Source organism: Microtetraspora malaysiensis, from assembly GCF_001528665.1.
GTDB classification, from domain to species: domain Bacteria; phylum Actinomycetota; class Actinomycetes; order Streptosporangiales; family Streptosporangiaceae; genus Microtetraspora_A; species Microtetraspora_A malaysiensis.
Genome location: NZ_BBYJ01000038.1, coordinates 23,964 through 40,835 on the forward strand (window position 1 = coordinate 23,964; position 16,872 = coordinate 40,835).

Annotated in this window: 16 protein-coding genes and 1 pseudogene; 10 read left to right on the forward strand and 7 right to left on the reverse strand. The window is 63.5% G+C overall.

What is annotated here, in order from left to right:
• Positions 1 to 149 precede the first annotated feature (149 nt).
• From AWQ71_RS36155 to AWQ71_RS36170, 4 genes are all read right to left on the reverse strand, one after another.
• Positions 150 to 596: a GNAT family N-acetyltransferase gene (locus AWQ71_RS36155; RefSeq protein WP_067142690.1), complete on the reverse strand. Its 447-nt coding sequence runs from the start codon at positions 594 to 596 to the stop codon at positions 150 to 152.
• Between the two features lie 359 nt (positions 597 to 955).
• Positions 956 to 1,279 (reverse strand): helix-turn-helix domain-containing protein, encoded by a 324-nt coding sequence (locus AWQ71_RS36160; RefSeq protein WP_067142693.1) that lies wholly within the window; start codon positions 1,277 to 1,279, stop codon positions 956 to 958.
• Positions 1,279 to 1,641, reverse strand: a complete 363-nt coding sequence (locus AWQ71_RS36165; RefSeq protein ID WP_067142695.1) for a type II toxin-antitoxin system RelE/ParE family toxin — start codon at positions 1,639 to 1,641, stop codon at positions 1,279 to 1,281. The genes AWQ71_RS36160 and AWQ71_RS36165 overlap by 1 nt, the downstream gene beginning before the upstream one ends.
• Positions 1,642 to 2,258: 617 nt before the next feature.
• Positions 2,259 to 2,876, reverse strand: coding sequence for a TetR/AcrR family transcriptional regulator (locus AWQ71_RS36170; protein ID WP_067142698.1), 618 nt, complete (start codon positions 2,874 to 2,876; stop codon positions 2,259 to 2,261).
• A 74-nt stretch (positions 2,877 to 2,950) separates the two neighbouring features.
• Here AWQ71_RS36170 and AWQ71_RS36175 point away from each other — a divergent pair, with 74 nt between their 5' ends.
• The 9 genes and pseudogenes from AWQ71_RS36175 to AWQ71_RS36210 all read left to right on the forward strand — a co-directional run bounded on the left by AWQ71_RS36175 (position 2,951) and on the right by AWQ71_RS36210 (position 9,843).
• Positions 2,951 to 3,691, forward strand: coding sequence for an SDR family oxidoreductase (locus AWQ71_RS36175; protein WP_067142701.1), 741 nt, complete (start codon positions 2,951 to 2,953; stop codon positions 3,689 to 3,691).
• A gap of 35 nt (positions 3,692 to 3,726) precedes the next feature.
• Positions 3,727 to 4,629 (forward strand): SDR family oxidoreductase, encoded by a 903-nt coding sequence (locus tag AWQ71_RS36180; protein ID WP_067142704.1) that lies wholly within the window; start codon positions 3,727 to 3,729, stop codon positions 4,627 to 4,629.
• Positions 4,630 to 4,864: 235 nt separating this feature from the next.
• Complete coding sequence (locus tag AWQ71_RS36185) at positions 4,865 to 5,638, forward strand: SDR family NAD(P)-dependent oxidoreductase (protein ID WP_067142707.1); 774 nt, start codon at positions 4,865 to 4,867, stop codon at positions 5,636 to 5,638.
• A 61-nt stretch (positions 5,639 to 5,699) separates the two neighbouring features.
• Positions 5,700 to 6,116 carry a nitroreductase/quinone reductase family protein gene (locus AWQ71_RS36190; RefSeq protein WP_067142710.1) on the forward strand — a complete coding sequence of 139 codons (417 nt, stop codon included), beginning with the start codon at positions 5,700 to 5,702 and terminating at the stop codon, positions 6,114 to 6,116.
• A gap of 121 nt (positions 6,117 to 6,237) precedes the next feature.
• Positions 6,238 to 6,981 (forward strand): SDR family oxidoreductase, encoded by a 744-nt coding sequence (locus AWQ71_RS36195; protein WP_067142713.1) that lies wholly within the window; start codon positions 6,238 to 6,240, stop codon positions 6,979 to 6,981.
• A 265-nt stretch (positions 6,982 to 7,246) separates the two neighbouring features.
• Entirely contained in the window at positions 7,247 to 7,666 is a 420-nt protein-coding gene (locus AWQ71_RS36200) for a Dabb family protein (protein WP_067142716.1), read from the forward strand.
• A pseudogene (locus AWQ71_RS44525) lies at positions 7,663 to 7,827 on the forward strand (NAD(P)H-binding protein); the annotation flags it as partial. The gene AWQ71_RS36200 and the pseudogene AWQ71_RS44525, both read left to right, overlap by 4 nt.
• Positions 7,828 to 7,877: 50 nt before the next feature.
• Complete coding sequence (locus AWQ71_RS36205) at positions 7,878 to 8,681, forward strand: SDR family oxidoreductase (RefSeq protein ID WP_067142720.1); 804 nt, start codon at positions 7,878 to 7,880, stop codon at positions 8,679 to 8,681.
• Between the two features lie 52 nt (positions 8,682 to 8,733).
• A complete protein-coding gene (locus AWQ71_RS36210) occupies positions 8,734 to 9,843 on the forward strand; it encodes an epoxide hydrolase family protein (protein WP_067142723.1) in 1,110 nt (369 codons plus the stop codon).
• 614 nt (positions 9,844 to 10,457) lie between these two features.
• On the opposite strand, the gene AWQ71_RS36215 is transcribed toward AWQ71_RS36210, so the two are convergent.
• A complete protein-coding gene (locus AWQ71_RS36215; RefSeq protein ID WP_157570782.1) occupies positions 10,458 to 11,237 on the reverse strand; it encodes a DUF8608 domain-containing protein in 780 nt (259 codons plus the stop codon).
• A 297-nt stretch (positions 11,238 to 11,534) separates the two neighbouring features.
• Positions 11,535 to 12,887, reverse strand: coding sequence for a Shedu anti-phage system protein SduA domain-containing protein (locus tag AWQ71_RS41050; protein ID WP_245658880.1), 1,353 nt, complete (start codon positions 12,885 to 12,887; stop codon positions 11,535 to 11,537).
• Between the two features lie 182 nt (positions 12,888 to 13,069).
• Here AWQ71_RS41050 and AWQ71_RS41055 point away from each other — a divergent pair, with 182 nt between their 5' ends.
• Entirely contained in the window at positions 13,070 to 14,512 is a 1,443-nt protein-coding gene (locus AWQ71_RS41055; RefSeq protein WP_084259698.1) for an IS5 family transposase, read from the forward strand.
• A 496-nt stretch (positions 14,513 to 15,008) separates the two neighbouring features.
• Here AWQ71_RS41055 and AWQ71_RS42290 read toward each other — a convergent pair whose 3' ends face one another.
• Positions 15,009 to 16,658: a hypothetical protein gene (locus tag AWQ71_RS42290; RefSeq protein ID WP_157570784.1), complete on the reverse strand. Its 1,650-nt coding sequence runs from the start codon at positions 16,656 to 16,658 to the stop codon at positions 15,009 to 15,011.
• Positions 16,659 to 16,872: the final 214 nt, after the last annotated feature.

Sequence of the window (16,872 nt, forward strand, 5' to 3'; positions counted from 1 at the left end):
CGGTGACGGTCCTCTGCCCGCCCTGTCGGCTGGGGAATTGCCTGGACACGCCTCGTAAGGGCGGTGACCTGCGGCTTGAGAAGGTCATGAGTGGCCGTGGCTGCCCCCTCGTCGCCCTGCTTAATGGCCCGGCGGTTGGAGTCCACTGCTTATGGTCCGGCGGGATCCAACTCCAACCGGTAGACCGTCGAGTCCCGCCGCTGGAACCCTGCACGCTCGTACAGGCGATTTGCCGCCTCTCGCGACGGCCGAGACGTCAGATCGACAGTGCGTGCGCCCATTTCTCCGGCCAGTTGTAGAGCCTTGTCCGTCAGTGCCGCCGCTACACCCCGCCCGCGCGCGCCCTCATCCACCACAACGTCCTCGATGCGCGCACGGACCCCGGAAGGCAGGGGAAAGGTGACCAAGGTCAACGTGCCTACCAACCGACCTTGAAGGCGAGCGCCCAGTACCGTGTTCGCTTCGAAGGCCAGTAGCCGAGCGACGGTCTCGCGATCAAGGGCCTTCGCGGTCGTGGACAGTTGCGGCAGAAGCCGGCCGAGCGCGGTCACGAGGTCATCGCTCGCCTCCCGGAGGATCTCAATCTCGACGCCCACAAACCGACTCCTCGCCTGAAGATCGTTATTCACGTCCGCACAATCTACTCGGGTGGGGTCGTGTCCCCGGTGAACCATGCGCGGCGCGCACACCCGCCGCCTCACTGTGCACGTGGGCCGATCGGCGTTCCCCGGCAATTGGCCGCCAAAGAACGCAGACAGGCTTAAGCCGAAAGAATCGGTTCCGCTGGGCTTGCCTAGTGCCGTAGCAGCTTGGGGTCGCCCTGTTGCACGATGATCAACATAGTGTGGTCGAGCACCTCGATCGTGACCCTGACCTGCGGCCACCGCATCTGGCGCGTGTCCCCTGTTACTCTCTCGCCCTGGCTGGCGGCACGGTCACCCTGCCTTTCGATCGGCTAACCGGCCAGAAGATCGATCTGTTCCGCTTCCTCGTCTCCCACGGAGATGGTGAACCGAACGCCAATCGCTCTGCTGATCCGCTCAAGCATCTCCAGCGTGGGCACTCCCCCGCCCAGCTCAATACGCGATAGAGCTGGCTGGGAGATCCCTGCTCGCCTGGCGACTTCGGCCTGGGTCAGGTTTCTCGCCACACGAACCTCACGAAGCCTTTCCCCCAGGTCCATGTCCCGGACGGCTCGGGTGTACTCGGGGTGCTCTTCAGCCTCTCCTTCCAGAAGCCGCTTGGACTTCAGCGTCTTCCAGGTACTGTGTCCAGCCATCACGACCTCCTGTCGAACACGTGGGTAACGGTCATGTCATGTTCGAGCTGGCAAGTCTTCTTGGCCTTGACCGCACGCTCCACGTCATCATGCTGCGGTCCGTTGCGGGTCTTGGCAAACACCGTGAGCAGAATGATCGCCCTGCCCCCGGGCCTCCAGAACGTGACCCGCCAGGACCGGTCCCCGAGGGGGAACCTCAACTCACTGACACCATCACGCAAGCCCTTGACGTGATCATCGTCCGGCAGACCACCTCTCTCCGCGAGATACCGGTCCACCTTCGCCATCACACGCTGGAACTGCCCGAACGGCAATTCCGCCAACCATGTCTCCACCTCGGGCTCCAACGCGATCTCGAGCATACCTTTGATGATATATACCTTCGATGGTAAGGGGAGGTGAACCGGAGAGCCAGCCTCAGACTCGAACGATTTCACCCACCGCGGGCGAGACCGAGCAGCTTGCCATGCCAAGGAACACCCCACTGCTGGCCGTGTTCGGCGCGGTCCGCGACGCCTCTGGTCTGGTGCCCCGCTGGTCGTGGTGGAGATCCTGCTCCCGGCCGACCGGCACGAGCTGGATGACACCTACCCGATCATGTAGGGGCACGTTAGGTGCCTGCCGGGCTCAGCCATCCGGGCTGCGACTTCTCCGACACCTTCCAGCCCTCGGCGTGCAGGTGGTGTGCGCGGGCCCGCTCGGGCGCGCATTCCCCGCGTACGCCTCGGTTCAGATCGGATCGGACGTCGTCCCGCCGATCTCGACCCCGAGCCGGGGCCGGTGGAGCGCGCCCGGCGGTGTTTTACAGTCCCGCGCCGAGAGCGCCCCTTTGCACCTTGCACGGCCCTGCCGAGAACGCATTGGGACTGATCACCAGCTCAAGGACTGACGACCAGCCAGGCGTTTCCGCATGTCAAGCCCCAGATCCGTGTCCTGGGCGGCATCGTGATCTGTTGAACCCAGGGCCCGGGGCGGTAGGTCACAGATCTGGTGATGCCGCTCCATAGAGGGCCTGAGTGACCAGGCGCTCGGTGATCGATTCGTCGAAGGGGACCTTGAGCACGAGCAGCCGGTGGTAGCAGGCGCCCCAGAGTTGGTCGACTATGACGTCGAGGTCGGCGTCTTGGCGCAGCTGGCCCTGTTGTTGGGCGATGCGCAAGCGTTGCCGGGCGAGTTCGCGGCGGGGCAGCGCGTAACTCTCCGACCATGCGTGTGCGACGTCCGGGTCCGTCTGCGCGATGCCGATGAGCTCGGACACGGGCTGCTCTGCTCCTTCGTCCTTCAGCCAGCGGACGAACGCGCCGAGCTGGGTGATCAGGTCGGCACGCAGGTCGCCGGTGTCGGGAAAGTCCAGCACCCGTTGGCTGTGGGCGAAGTACGCCTCGGCCGCGAGCGCACCCGGCGACGGCCACCACTTGTAGAGGGTTGTCTTACTCGCTCCCGCCTCGGTCGCCACGCGCTCGAAGGTGACCGCCTGCATGCCGTCTCGCAGCAGCATGCGTCCGGCTGCTGTGAGCACTTCAGCGCGCACCTCTGCGGCCGGCCGACGACCTCGGCCCCGTCGTACGTCAGTGCTCTCGGACACTTGCCACCTCACTTATGGACAGATCGTTCATTTTTGCGTATCGTCATATGTGAACACTTCGTCCATATCCTATCGAAGGCAGAGCCATGAACAACACCAGCGCACAGCGGGTCGCACTCGTCACCGGCGGTTCGGGCGGCATCGGCCGCGCCGTGGTCGAGCGGCTGGCAGCCGCCGACTTCGCCGTGGCCGTGCACTACGCGGGCAGCAAGGACCGTGCCGAGGAGACCGTCGGCCAGATCATTGGGTCCGGTGGCCAGGCGATCGCCGTCGGCGGCGACGTTGCCGACGAGCAGGCCATGTCCGTGGCGTTCGACGCCATCGAGGCCGCCTTCGGCGGGATCGACGTGGTCGTCAACACCGCCGGGATCATGCTGCTGTCGCCCATCGCGACACTGGACCTGGCAGACCTGGACCGCATGCACCGCACCAACATCCGCGGCACGTTCGTCGTCTCTCAGCTCGCGGCCAACCGGCTGCGTGCCGGGGGTGCGATCATCAACTTCTCCACGTCGGTCACGCGCACGCAGCTGCCCACCTACGGCGCCTATGTCGCGTCGAAGGCGGCCATCGAGGGCATCACGCTGATCCTGGCGCGCGAGCTGCGTGGCCGTGACATCACGGTCAACGCCGTCGCCCCCGGCCCCACCGCCACCCCTCTGTTCCTTGAGGGCAAAAGCCGGGAGCTGATCGACCAGATCGCCTCGATGAATCCGATGGGACGGCTCGGCACCCCGCAGGACATCACCGAGACCGTCGCGTTCCTGGCCGGACCGGCCCGCTGGGTCAACGGCCAGGTCCTGTTCACCAACGGCGGCATGGCCTGACCTCCGACCATTCCCCTTCAGAAGGACAAATCGTCATGCCTGAGTCGGACAAGAACGTCGTCCTGGTCACCGGTGCTGCCACCGGGATCGGAAACCTGACCGCCCGCACGCTGGCGGCGGCGGGTCACACCGTGTACGCGAGCATGCGCGACGTCGCCGGGCGCAATGCCGGCCACGCTGCCGAACTCGTCGAGCTCGGCCGCCGTGAGGGGCAGGACCTGCGGGTCGTCGAGCTCGACATCACTGCCGAAGAGTCGGCCCAGGCAGCGGTGGCAAGCATTCTCGACGATGCCGGTCACCTCGACACCGTCGTGCACAACGCCGGACACCTGTTCATCGGATATGTCGAGGCGTTCACCGACGACGACATCGCTCACCTGCTGGACGTCAACGCGATCGGCGCGCACCGGGTGAACCGTGCGGTGCTGCCGCACATGCGGCAGCACCGTTCCGGGACCCTCCTCTACGTCGGCAGCACCATCGTCGTGACCACTCCGCCTTTCCTCGGCCCTTACGTGGCCTCGAAGGCGGCGTTCGACGCGCTCGCCGTGGTGACCTCCTACGAGGTGTCGCAGTTCGGCATCGAGACGTCGATCGTGATGCCTGGGGCGATCACTCAGGGCACGCAGCACTTCCCGAACGCTTCGAGGGCCACCGACGAGCACGTGGCCGCCCAGTACGCCGAGCTCGACCCGCTCGTCGCAAGGACCCACACCGCGCACGAGCAGCTCTTCGTACCGGGGACGACCGCCGACCCGCAGGACGTGGCCGACGAGATTCGGCGCATCCTCGCCCTTCCGGTCGGCGCCAAGCCGTTCCGGTCCGTGGTGGATGCCGCCCGAGCAGGGGTCGATCACGTCATGGCCTTCAGCGACCTGACGCGCGAGGCCTTCGTACGGCGCCTGGGCTTCACCGAAACGCTGGAGCTCAAACGATAATCGCCCGGCGCGACGACGACCGATGGCCGGCGGCGACGCAGGTGACTTACTCCTACCGACGCGAACGTGTCGCCGCCTACGCGAGCTGACCGCATGACATGCCGAGTGGTGCGACTGAAAGTGGCGGTGCGGTGCGCTCCGGCTCCGCGGCTACACCGATCTACCCGACCCTCGCAGACACCCTCCCGGTGCGCTGACCGATCCCGATCACCGGTTCGCCCGAAAGAAGGACCAGATGTCCACCACACTCACTCCCGACCAGACCGACGACCACGCCACCGGAAGGGTCGTCGTCATCACCGGCGCCGCCGGCGGCATGGGCGCCGCACTCGTCGAGCGATTCCTCGGCAACGGCGACCGCGTCATCGCCACCGACCTGTCGGCGGACGCACTCGACAAGCTCGCCACCCGCCTGGGCGCCGGCGACAGTCTGGTGACCGTCGCCGGCAGCATCGCCGACGAGGACGACGTACGCCGGATCGCCGAAGCCGCATGTGTGGCCGGTGGGGTCGATGTGCTCCTCAACGTCGCCGGCTTCTTCCCCTTCGACCTGTTCGCCGAGACCACCCCTGAGCGTTGGCGGGCCGTGATCGACACCAACCTGACGGGCTACTACCTGGTCACCCACGCGCTGCTTCCGCTGATGACCGGCCGCGGGTGGGGACGCATCGTCAACGTCGGCTCGGCCTCGATGTACCCCGGGGTGGCCGGACAGGTCCACTACGTCACCGCCAAGGCCGGACTGGTCGGATTCACCCGCAGCCTCGCCCGCGAGGTCGGCAACGCCGGCATCACCGTGAATCTCCTGACGCCGGGCCTGACCCTGACCGGCCCGGTGCTCGAGCACTTCCCGCCTGAGCTCATCACGTCCCAGCGCGAAGGCCGGGCGATCCCCCGCGACCAGCACGCCGGAGACCTTGTCGGCCCGATCTTCTTCCTCGCCTCACCCGACGCCGATTTCGTCACCGGCCAGACCCTGAACGTCGACGGCGGCATGTTCATGAACTGACCCCTCGCCGGCCGCCCCGGAACTCCGGCCCGGCCGACACCAAGAACGGAAGGGACCGACCATGACCGAGTTCAACGACCAGGTGATCACCGAGTTCCGAGCCAACCAGGGCCGGGTCGGCGCCTGGGGCACCCATCTCGTCCTCATCCACCACCGAGGCGTACGCACCAACACCGAGCGCATCAATCCCGCCATGTCTCTGCGCGAGGGCGACGCATGGCTCGTCGTCGGCTCGGCCATGGGTGCACCACGCGACCCAGCCTGGGTCGTCAACCTACGCGCACACCCCGACATCGAGATCGAGGCAGTGGTCGGCGGCCACATCGCCACCGTCCCCGTCCGGGCAACCGAGCTCACCGGCGACGAACGCGGCACCGCCTTCGGACGCTTCGTAAAGATCGCGCCCGCCTTCGCGTCGTACCAGGCCAAGGCAGGGCGGCCGTTGCCCGTGATCCGCTTCGACCCTGCCACGTCCTGAGCCCGTCGACGGGCACGTGTTTCTGGGGCCCCGTTACCCCGAAGAGGGCTCCCTTCCACGAACGCCGCAGCAGGCGCACTGTCAAACCACATTGCTCCACCATCCACATCACGGAGAAGACATGAAGATCACCGGAAACACCGTTCTCATCACCGGCGCCACCTCCGGAATCGGCCTGGGGCTGGCCCGCCGCCTCAAGGACGAAGGCAACGAGGTGGTCATCGCCGGCCGCCGCAAGGACGCCATCGACGAGGTCAGCGCACGATTCGGCTTCGACGGCGTCGTCATCGACGTCAGCGACGCCGAGTCGATCAAGAACGGCGTGCGCACCGTCATCGAGCGGCACCCTGAGCTCAACGTCGTCGTCAACAACGCCGGCATCATGCTGCCGGAGAACGTTCTCGAGCCGGGTTGGTTACCGGTCGCCGAGGAGTCGGTCGCGACCAACCTGCTCGGACCGATCCGCATCGTCGCGGAGGTGCTTCCGCACCTGCTCGGCCGCGCCGAGGCCTGGATCGTGAACGTCAGCTCGGGCCTTGCGTTCGTTCCCCTGCCGCTCACGCCGACGTACTCCGCCACCAAGTCCGGCATCCATGCCTTCTCCGAGGCGGTGCGCGTCCAGCTCGCCGGAACCAGCGTGGGGATCGTCGAGATCGCCCCGCCGCCGGTGCGCACCAAGCTGATGAACCAGGAGGAGCGGGAAGAGGCCATGCCGCTCGAGGGCTTCCTCGACGAGGTGATGAGCATCCTGCGAGCCGACCCGGACGGGCACGAGGTGCTCGTGGACGCGGTCAAGCCGTTCCGCAACGCCCAGGCCGAGGGCACCTACGACACGTTTCTCGAAGCACTCTCCCAGAGGCGATAACCCATCGTCCCTGGAAGATCGGAGAAGCACGTGTCCGTCGTACTGATCACGGGGGCTCGACAGGAATCGGGCATCTCACGGCGCGATCGTCTCCGGCGAGTGTCTGCGCCCGTCCCCACCGGCCCGCGCAAACCATCAACTCCTCGGCCCAGAAACCGCTGACCCCGTTGCGTTCCGTTGTTCTGCCCACTCGAAGCGAGTGGTTGACCATGCGAATTACTGGTGCGGTGACTGCCGTACCGGACAAGAGAAAAGGAAAAGGTCGATGATCTATCACAGCACGCGGATTACCGTCAAGCCGGGCGTGGCTCCTGAGAAGCTGGAGGAGGCGCTGGAGAGCATGCGTAACCAGGGGCGGGTGATCCCGTCAGTGAAGTCGTTCATCGTCGGCCGTGACTTCGGCGGCGAGTACGAGATCGCCGCGATCTACGCGATCGAAGACCTGGAGGGGTACTGGGAGTACCTGATCCACCCGGCTCACCACCACACGGACATGATCGGGCTGCCACTGGTCGACAAATTTGTGTCCTACGACGTGGTCGACGACGACGACCCGGACCTGGCCGCGAAGATCGCCGCACTGCACCAGCGCCGCTACGACAACGACCCCGAACTCACCCAACTGGTGTCGGACCTTGCCAGTTACGAGGGCAGCGCTGCCCCCGGCCCGCACGGCGACCGCTGACCAGAGGGCAGCTCGGGCTCGGGTCCGCGCTCGTCCCCGCCCTGCAAGCTCGGGGTGTCAACGTACGGGCCATGATCCGCGACCCCGAGCGACCCGTTCCCGGCGTGGTGAACGTCGTGGCCGACCTCACCGACGCCGACTCAATCACCGCCGCACTCGCCGGTGTCGACGCCGCCCACGACAACGCGTGGCCCGGGGAGAGGAAGAGCACATGGAGATCAAGGACCAGATTGCCCTGGTCACCGGGGCGAACCGCGGACTCGGCCGGCACTTCGTCACCGAACTGCTGGAGCGGGGAGCGGCGAAGGTCTACGCGGCCGCCCGGAAACCCGAGTCGGTCGACGTACCGGGCGCAGTGCCGCTGCGCCTGGACGTGACCGACGACGCCTCCGTCGAGGCGGCTGCTGCGGTGGCGGGTGACGTGACCCTGTTGATCAACAACGCCGGGGTCGCGACGCTCAGCTCGTTCATCGGCAGCGACCTCGCGAACGCGCGGCAGGAGATGGAGGTGAACTTCTGGGGCAGCCTGCGCATGGTGCGGGCCTTCGCGCCCATCCTCAACGTCAACGGCGGCGGAGCCATCCTCAATGTCCTCTCGCAGAGCTCGTTTCGGGCGTTCGGGTTCGCCGATACCTACGGAGCGTCGAAGGCAGCCGCGTGGCAGCTGACCAACGGAGTCCGGCTGGAGCTGGCCGGGCAGGGCACGCAGGTCACCGCCCTGGCCATGGCGCTGGTGGACACGGACATGTCCGCATGGGCGAAGAACGAGGAGGGCTGGTCGCTGGCCGACCCTGCCGACGTGGTCCGGGCGGCGCTCGACGGTGTCGAGGCCGGTGCTCTGGAGGTGTACGGAGACGAGATGACCCGCGAGTGGCGCGCCCGCCTCGGCGAGCCGACCGAGTCGCTCTACCCGGACGCGGCCCGCGCTACAACCGAACAGAGTTCGAGCAGTCCGGGTTCAAGGCCAGCGGCTACGGCGTGCTCTGCGGGCTCCGGGCGCCAGCTGCTCTCATGACCGCGTCGGCATCAGAGCGACTCGGACGCTCTGAGATTCCGGAAGAGGAGTCATGACCACACTCGAAGTTGCCGACTTCGCCATCGAGGTACCGGAGCACGACCTCACAGACCTGCGACATCGCCTGTCGTCGACGCGGTGGCCTCGAGACTGGCCCGAACCCTCCTGGTCGGCAGGAACCGACCGGGACGTCCTTACACGCCTCGTCGGCTACTGGGCCGACGGGTTCGACTGGCGCAGGCACGAACGCCGCCTGAATGCCGAGCCGCAGCGCATCGCGACCGTCAGCGGCCAGAGCGTGCACTTCCTCCACCTGCGCACGAAAACGCCAGCAGGTCTCCCGATCATCCTGACCAACGGGTGGCCGAGCACCTTCGCCGAGATGGTCCCCCTGGCGCACCGGCTCGCCGATCTAGGACACGATGTCGTCGTACCGTCCCTGCCCGGATTCACCTTCTCCGATCAGCCTGCTGCGGCTCCGGCCGAGGTTCCGACGTACGAGGTCTGGCACCGCCTCATGTCAGGTCTTGGCTACCACCGCTACGTCGCGCACGGGGGCGACCTCGGCGCTGGGATCACCTCGCGTCTCGGAGCCGCCCATCCCGAAGCGGTCGCAGGCATCCATCTGATGGCTGTCATGGCGGCCGCCGACCATAGCGACCTCACTGCAGCCGAGGAGGCATACCTGTCAGGGATCGAATCCTGGACAAACGACGGCGGGGCCTACCAGCACCAGCAGCAGACCAGGCCCCTGACGCTGGCATACGGCCTGACAGATTCTCCGGTCGGCCTGTTGGCCTGGATCCTTGAGAAGTATCGCGCCTGGAGCGACTGCGGTGGAGACGTCACCGCCCGCTGGAGCGACGACGAGATCCTGGTGCATGCATCGCTCTATTGGTTCACCAACACGATCGGCACATCGTTCCGGCCCTACTTCGACTACGTCGCGCACCCTCTTCCACGCCCGGTGATGGGCGACGTGCCGACCGCTGTCGCCGCATTCCCGTACGACATCTCCGTGCCGCCGCGCGAGTACGCCGAGCGGACCTACCACGTCGTGCGCTACACCCGCTTCGACCGCGGCGGGCACTTCGCCCCGCATGAGGAGCCGGATTCGCTCGCCTGCGACATCCACGAGTTCGCTGCCGTGCTCCCTGCCTGAGGAAGGCTCACCGTCGGGGATATCACTTGCCCCTCCGTCGCCGGCCCGCTGCCGCTTCGCGGTGGGTCGAGGCGAACGGGATGATCGGGAGGGCGAGGCGTGCGCGTCCGTGCTGGGTTCGGGCTTGATCACGTGCCACACCCGTGCCATATCTCACGGGGAACAGTGGGAAATCAGGGGCACTCACGGATCAAGAAACGAAGAAGCCCCCAACCGGCATCTCTGCTGGTCAGGGGCTCTTTTTCCTGCTGGTGGCAGGTCCAGGGTTCGAACCTGGGTAGGCTGAGCCGACGGTTTTACAGCACGCGACCTTTCCCAGCCGGCCATTACCTCTGACCTGCGGCGATCCTTGCCGTACGGCTCTCGCCGGCAAGATCATTGCATGCATATTGCACGGCGTGGTGATCAAGCTTTGGCTCGTGCGGCTCCGCGCGCGAATACCCTTTGGTATCAGTCCAAGATGCTGGCGAGTCGCCAGCCTTCGTAGTGGTGCTCAAGCTCGACCAGTCCCTGACCCGGACACCGACGACATCCTCACGATGCGACCGCTTGTCACACAGTTGGTCACGCAGCGATTCGCCTGCTGCAACGGTGCGAGGGAATCCCGGCGCGGTTCAGACCCGCCGGCGCCGTGGGGCTGGCCCGGAGTGCCGGTTTACCGCCGCGACCCGCCGCATCAGGTTCGGCTGGCTCGGGTCGTACAGCAGCCGCAGCGCCAGGCCGAGCATCTCCGCGCCCTCCAGGACGTCCTCGATCCCCAGGGACCCTTCGTGGCTGCCGGTGTTGCCGATCCACTTGACTGCCATCAGCACCTGCTCCACCTGCGGTTTGCGCTGGGCGAACAACTCGATCCGCTGGTGGGTGGTGCGCCGCACCCGCTTGATCGGTTTGCCCGGCTTGGCCGCCATCCGGAAGCGCGGCACCCGCTGTGCGGTCAGCAACTCCTCTACGGCGACCCGTAGCCGTCCGGCCGCTCCCGCCGGGTCGATCCACACGATCTCCGCCGCGACGCGACCGGCAGCGACAACCGACTCCGGCGTGCCGACCGGGCAGTCCACCAGCGTCAGTGCCGGCCGTGCGTAAGTGAGCCGGTAGAACGCCGCCCATGGCCCATTCTTCACCGGGTCCGGGTCATCGCCCACCCGGTAGTCGCCGGCGAGCACGACCGTCTCACCACAGCCGGCGTGCGCACACACCAGGAAGCCGGTGAACACGCCGGTGCTCCAGTCCGGCTCCCAGGCGTCGGGCTCCTGGGTCTTCGCGACACTGGTGGCCGCATCATCATGGGTGATGAACTTTTGCTTCTTGACCAGGTGCCCATACTGGCATGTCGGGCAGCGCAGGTCCGGCGGCGCAATGAACTCCTGGGCGAGCGGCAGCAGCGGGTGAGCCATGCAGGGCACCGTACCGCCGGCGACCACCGTACCGCGCACCTATATCCCGTTTGGACGGTCCGCCCGGCATTCGGCGACGGCCGCTTGTTCGGAGGCGCTCAAGCGGGGGCTACGGCGTCGGCGGACGACCCTGATTACCGATCCTCACCCCGGCTAGGAATCGCGATTACATCAAGCCTCCGCCATGGGAAGCCATTTGTTTGACGCAAGATTGTGCTGCCGCAGCGGAGCGACTCGGTTGGACATAGCTAAACCTCTGCCCGTTGGCCGGCACTAAAACTAGTGACTGGATCTCACTTACGGGATCTGCGAAATTCCCGCCATCCACTCGGCACGGCTCAGTAGTTCGTCAAAAGTCACAATCTCGGGCTCAGTGATGCTCCGACGGTACAGTTCGAAGGAGACGAATTTGTCCTCGCGAACCCCGCCTCCTCCACTAAAAAGGTCCGCCAGTTGCCCAACGATAAGATAGGATCTCGGCCGTATGAGGTATGTTGCCTCTCCGGGAATAGCCGCTCCTTCTTCGTCGTGATCGTTAATTAGATTCCCTATGTGACGTACTGCGCGATGCACTGTCCCTTGTAATTGAGACACTCCTCCCGTCACATGCTTTGATGGAATCCAGCAGCCGGATCTATAAACATCCTTGTCAAGCAAGGCGGTTCTATGCGTTTTGAATTCAGCGAAGACCATCGAGCGTATGCGGCCAGCAGTGCGCAAAAGCGCGTCTGTTCGCTTACCTACACCACTGATGGAGCTTCCAGTAACTGCCTGCTCAAGACGCGACGGATCCCAAGATACAAGAAGTTGACCACCTAATGACGCACCGAGGATCCACGGGTTTTTCTCGAAGAACTGCTGCCAGACATCCTCGCCCCGCTTTCTAGCTGTCCTCGCAATCGCCCTGTCGAAGCAGTTGTCATCTTCAAGATATTTCCGAAATACCGATACCTGCTCTCGTCGATGAGCGAAGGCAATTACGTCGTCTGCTGCCTTGTCCTCTGCAATGAGACGGCGAAATGGTTTTGGATTGCTCTGATAAAGAAAAGGAAGCAGAGATGCCGCGGCCTCCTTATCAAAAGAGAGGGCTGCCATTACTATACCTTCTCGAACTACTGCGGACACGCCGTGCAGCCAAGAGAAAGCCTGCTGGAAGTCGTCTAAGTTTGGGCATGCGTCGAGTAGTCTTCTTCGCATGAACTTATACGCGTCAGCCACGCGTCCCGTTGCGCCCACATCTCCATCACCCTCTATGATCGCAGTGAAGTTCGGGCGATCAGCTTGATGTGCCACGAGTCGGTAAGTTGTTTCGGCGTTATATGACTCAGCGTGCAGATACCTGCTGGTAATCGAGTCACCGATGGGCAACCCAATCAGTGACATATGGTCACGCATGGCACACAGCACTACGAGGAGGGTCATGATCCTCTGATACCCGTCGATCAGCCGAATCCTCATCGGCGACTCGTACCGATCCACCTCTAGTACTACGGATCCCAAAAAATAGTCTTTATGCGCTGACGGACTAGAAGCTCCGGCAGAAATCGTGTCCCATAGGGGCTGTATCTGCTTCGGACCCCATAAATACGGCCTATGGTCGTCCGGTACAACCAGCTGTACCGACGGGGAGATCAGGTGATCGATCGACATCACGCGCGCTTCAATCACATCGCCTCCAGCAGTAACGCCACAGACCGGAGGACGATCGTTTCACAGAAAGGAGGTAAGTTGAATACCCACAGCCAGCGTAAGAGCGTGTTTGAGAGCGTGTTTGAGAAGGCGGTGCGGGCATCTCGCCGCCGTGACCACGGTCAGATCGCGATCATGGCTGGGTGCCCCTCGAACGCCGCTACCCCTCCGACCTGACCGACGCCCAATGGGCGCTGATCGAGCCGCTGCTTCCCGCGCCGAACACAGGCGGACGGCCCGAGAAGCACCCGCGCCGCGACATCGTGGACGCCGTCTTGTACGTAGTGCGGACCGGTTGCGCCTGGCGGCAGTTGCCGTTCGACTTCCCACCCTGGCAGACCGTGTACTGGTACTTCGTCCGCTGGGAAGAAGCCAAGGTCACCGAACAGATGATCGCCGTGCTGCGGCGCCGGGTCCGGGTGGCGCAGGGGCGGGCCGAGGAACCAAGCGCGGGCATCATCGACTCCCAGAGCGTCAAAGGCGCCGACACTGTCGGACGCGACAGCCGCGGCTACGACGCGGGAAAGAAGATCAACGGGCGCAAGCGGTTCATCGTCACCGACACCCTCGGGTTGCTGCTGGTCGTCTGCGTGATGGCCGCCTCCGTCCAAGACCGCGACGGAGCCAAGACCACCCTGCTCAGCATGTATCTGGTCACGCCGGTCCGGTACGTGTTCGCGGACGCCGGCTTCGCCGGGACGCTGGTGGACTGGACACAGAATACCTGGATACCCGGGCATCCCCCTATTGCGGGTATCGCCAGAACGTGCCATCATCGCAATACCTCAATGAGAGGGTTCTCCCGTGTATGGAGGTATGCGATGATCCACATCACGATGGGTGGCTGCAAGCCATGCCCCGCTGGCGACCCGCTCAACCGCAGCCAGCACGGCTACGCGCCAGAGATGACGCCGCATGAGATCTACGAGGCCAACCGCGGTTACTACGCCATTGGCGCCGAGGCAGAGACCCGCGAGCGGTACGCGATCTTCTCGGGCATTAGCGCCGCCGGCGAGCGGGCCGTCGTCCTCGCCGTCGAGATCGACAAGATCGTTCCGGTCCAGGTCCCCGGCAAGCCCGGCCGCAAGGCCATCGAAGGCCGCGTACTGGAGCCCGGACACCCCGTCTATGACGCCTACGTCGGTAAGCCGATAGAGGGCGCCCGCAACCCCGTCGTCTACCTCGAATCCCCATTCGACCTGCGGAAATGCGCGTGCAGGTGCGGTGAGATTTCACGCAGCACCTTCGTTCCGGGTCACGATCAGCGGGCGCTCCACGAGCGCATCGCCCAGATCGGGAACGTGGCCGAGTTCATCACCTGGTTCGACAAGATCTTCAGCACCGGCGGAGAGACGATCGGGCAGCATGCCGACCTGCAACACGGCCGGCCGCAGGCTACCCGCAACGACCAATGGGGCCACGACAAGTACGACTGGCCCAACGGGCTTGGACTGTTCCTGTACGACGACGGTCGCATCAAGGTGGAACTCAAGGACGGTACCGTTACCGTGACTGACGTCTCGAACTATGCGTCGGACGACAACCGCGGCGGCGCGCACATCATCGCGCAGTTCGTCCGGGCCTGACGCCGCGACGTGGGCATTTCCGAGTGGCAAATGGAATGCAGCAGTGGTCGCCGGCCGACTCGGCGACGGAGGACCTCGAGTACTCGGACCCCTGTTATGCCAGTTCCTGGCCTAGCGGTTTTCAAGAGGGCTGCGTTCCGAGTGGCAACAGGGCCTCTCGCCAGGCAGAAGCACTCTTTTGGGCCCCAACCGTACAAGATCATCCCGCGTGTATCCCGCAAGGCCTATTGATCGGTCTCGGCGTGCTTGGCGTGCTCTTGTAGTCGACGTAGGCGGCGGTCGTACTGACCCGCGTATGACCTCTCGGCCTTGTCGCTCAACCCGTTTGCGGATCTGATGAATGCTCATAAAGCGTGGTCTCGAATGGATCACGGTCGTACTCGATCAGTTGGGCCAGCATCTTGCGGTCCTGTTCAGTCGCACATCGACCCCGAACCTGTGCGCACCACCTTTCCGAGCTCGCCATAGCCTCGTCCATACCTCGACCTTAGCCGCATCATGACGAGTGTTTGGGAGGCGTGAAATCGCTTAGGTCGACCAAAGTCTGCGCTGCCCGTGCGAGAAGGTCTTTGACAAACTCACTCTTTGTACGACCATCGAGCTGCTGGGCAATGAATTTATCGTATGATGATCCCTTTGAATGTGCGCTAGCCTGGGATCTAATCGTTTGAATCTGGCGAAGTAAGGACACATCCCGATCCATGTGAGGATATTGCCAAAATGTCAACAATCGCTCAAGCTTACTGATCCCCTTCTCGCCTTCTGGACCCTTTCCGGTGACCGCTGTTATCCCCTTCTCATTGAGGAAGTCAACTAGCAATTTAGCAAGCGACAGAATCTGGTCTTCGAATTCTCGCTGTGATTCACTTAAGGGGGCGTGGAGACGCTCTATGAGCACTTTATCAACACTGTGAGGTTCTCTATAGAGCGGCCAATTGTTGCGTCTCTGCCACTCCTCGTTTAGGCGTTGATAAGCGCGCTTGAACTGATGCTCTGGCCCTTGCGCATCCACCCACTGACCTAAGAACGATCTGCGCATATTAGTATCGCTCATCGGCCCTTCAGGTGGAATGTTGAAACCCAGCCAGTAATTTCGCTCAGCTTCGGGCAGGTCTCGTCCGAGATCTCCAAGAAAGACCATGACATAGTCTGGATGATCATTATCAACTCTGATTCCCCAGAGGCCTGCACACCGTAAGTAGCCATCCTGAACCTGGTACAGTTCAGGGTTTTCATAGTACTTTTGGAGGACCTCTCGTCGAAAGAAGACGGGGGTAAGATAATGCGGCGCATCCGGGTTCTTCCCGAAGTAGTTGCCGAGAGCCTCATAGTCGGATGTATAATTTCGAACAGAGCCGTCGTCGTTTTCGCCAATAATGAATTCCGGATAATTCTCAACGCGATTCCCGTATCCCAACACATTTGAAGCCTCAATGGAGGGGGGAGCGAAGAATTTCTTTGCCCGGAAAAGCGAAATCACTTTGCCGAGACCGCCTTCATCTCGGACGTGAACGAATCCCATTTCGCCTTGTTTGCGCCATTGAGTGTTGTGAGTAGTGTAGTCAGCATTCAAGTCTAGGTTTGCGTAGAGGTCAACCACCTCCACGTACAACCACATATCGAGCTGCTTGAGCGCCCGGTATCGGGCTAAATAGGACGTGCGAATGCGAACCGAATCATCGGTGACTTCGGCGACAAGCGTCTCACTGCCATCCTTCTCGGTGGCAATGAAATGTCCGCTAGCTTTATCTTCCCACAAATTGAAAACGAGGCGAAACTCTTCGCATAGCAGTGTTTGACCGAGGCGCTTGCCGTACTGCTCCGTAATAATGACGAGCGGCTCCCAGCCCTCATTATTTCCATACCGGAAATAATGAGTCTCTTGTCCCTTCTCGTAAGAAGTGATAGTCCCCGGTTGTCCGTCACCGATACGGACGTCCCAGCTTTCGTCACCGAGGTACTGCTCACGCAGAGCTGGTGGAGCAAGGACAGAGAAGTATGCGCCGGAGTGATCCGTCCCGTACCCCCATGCCTTATAGACAAGAGTCCAAGCCTCTTTGCCGTGGGTCTCGAAAGCCGTCCGTGCATCGACTTGCTCTAGAGCTTTGATCTGCTCGTCCTTGAGATCTCTTGGAGGATTGTTCAATTGTTACTCCCGATGCCTGATGTCACGGATTACACGAGTGAGAGACTCCCTCAGTCTGCCAGGAGTGACCGACGCCGAGACGCCGTACCGTATCCAGGGCCCGCGCAGTCGATCGTGTGCGACGCCGAGGGTCCGCTGATATCCGCCCGCGCCGGATCTGGGCATGGCCGCGGTGGTCCGGAGTGGCCCGATCCCGTGCAGCCTATGCGAGGCG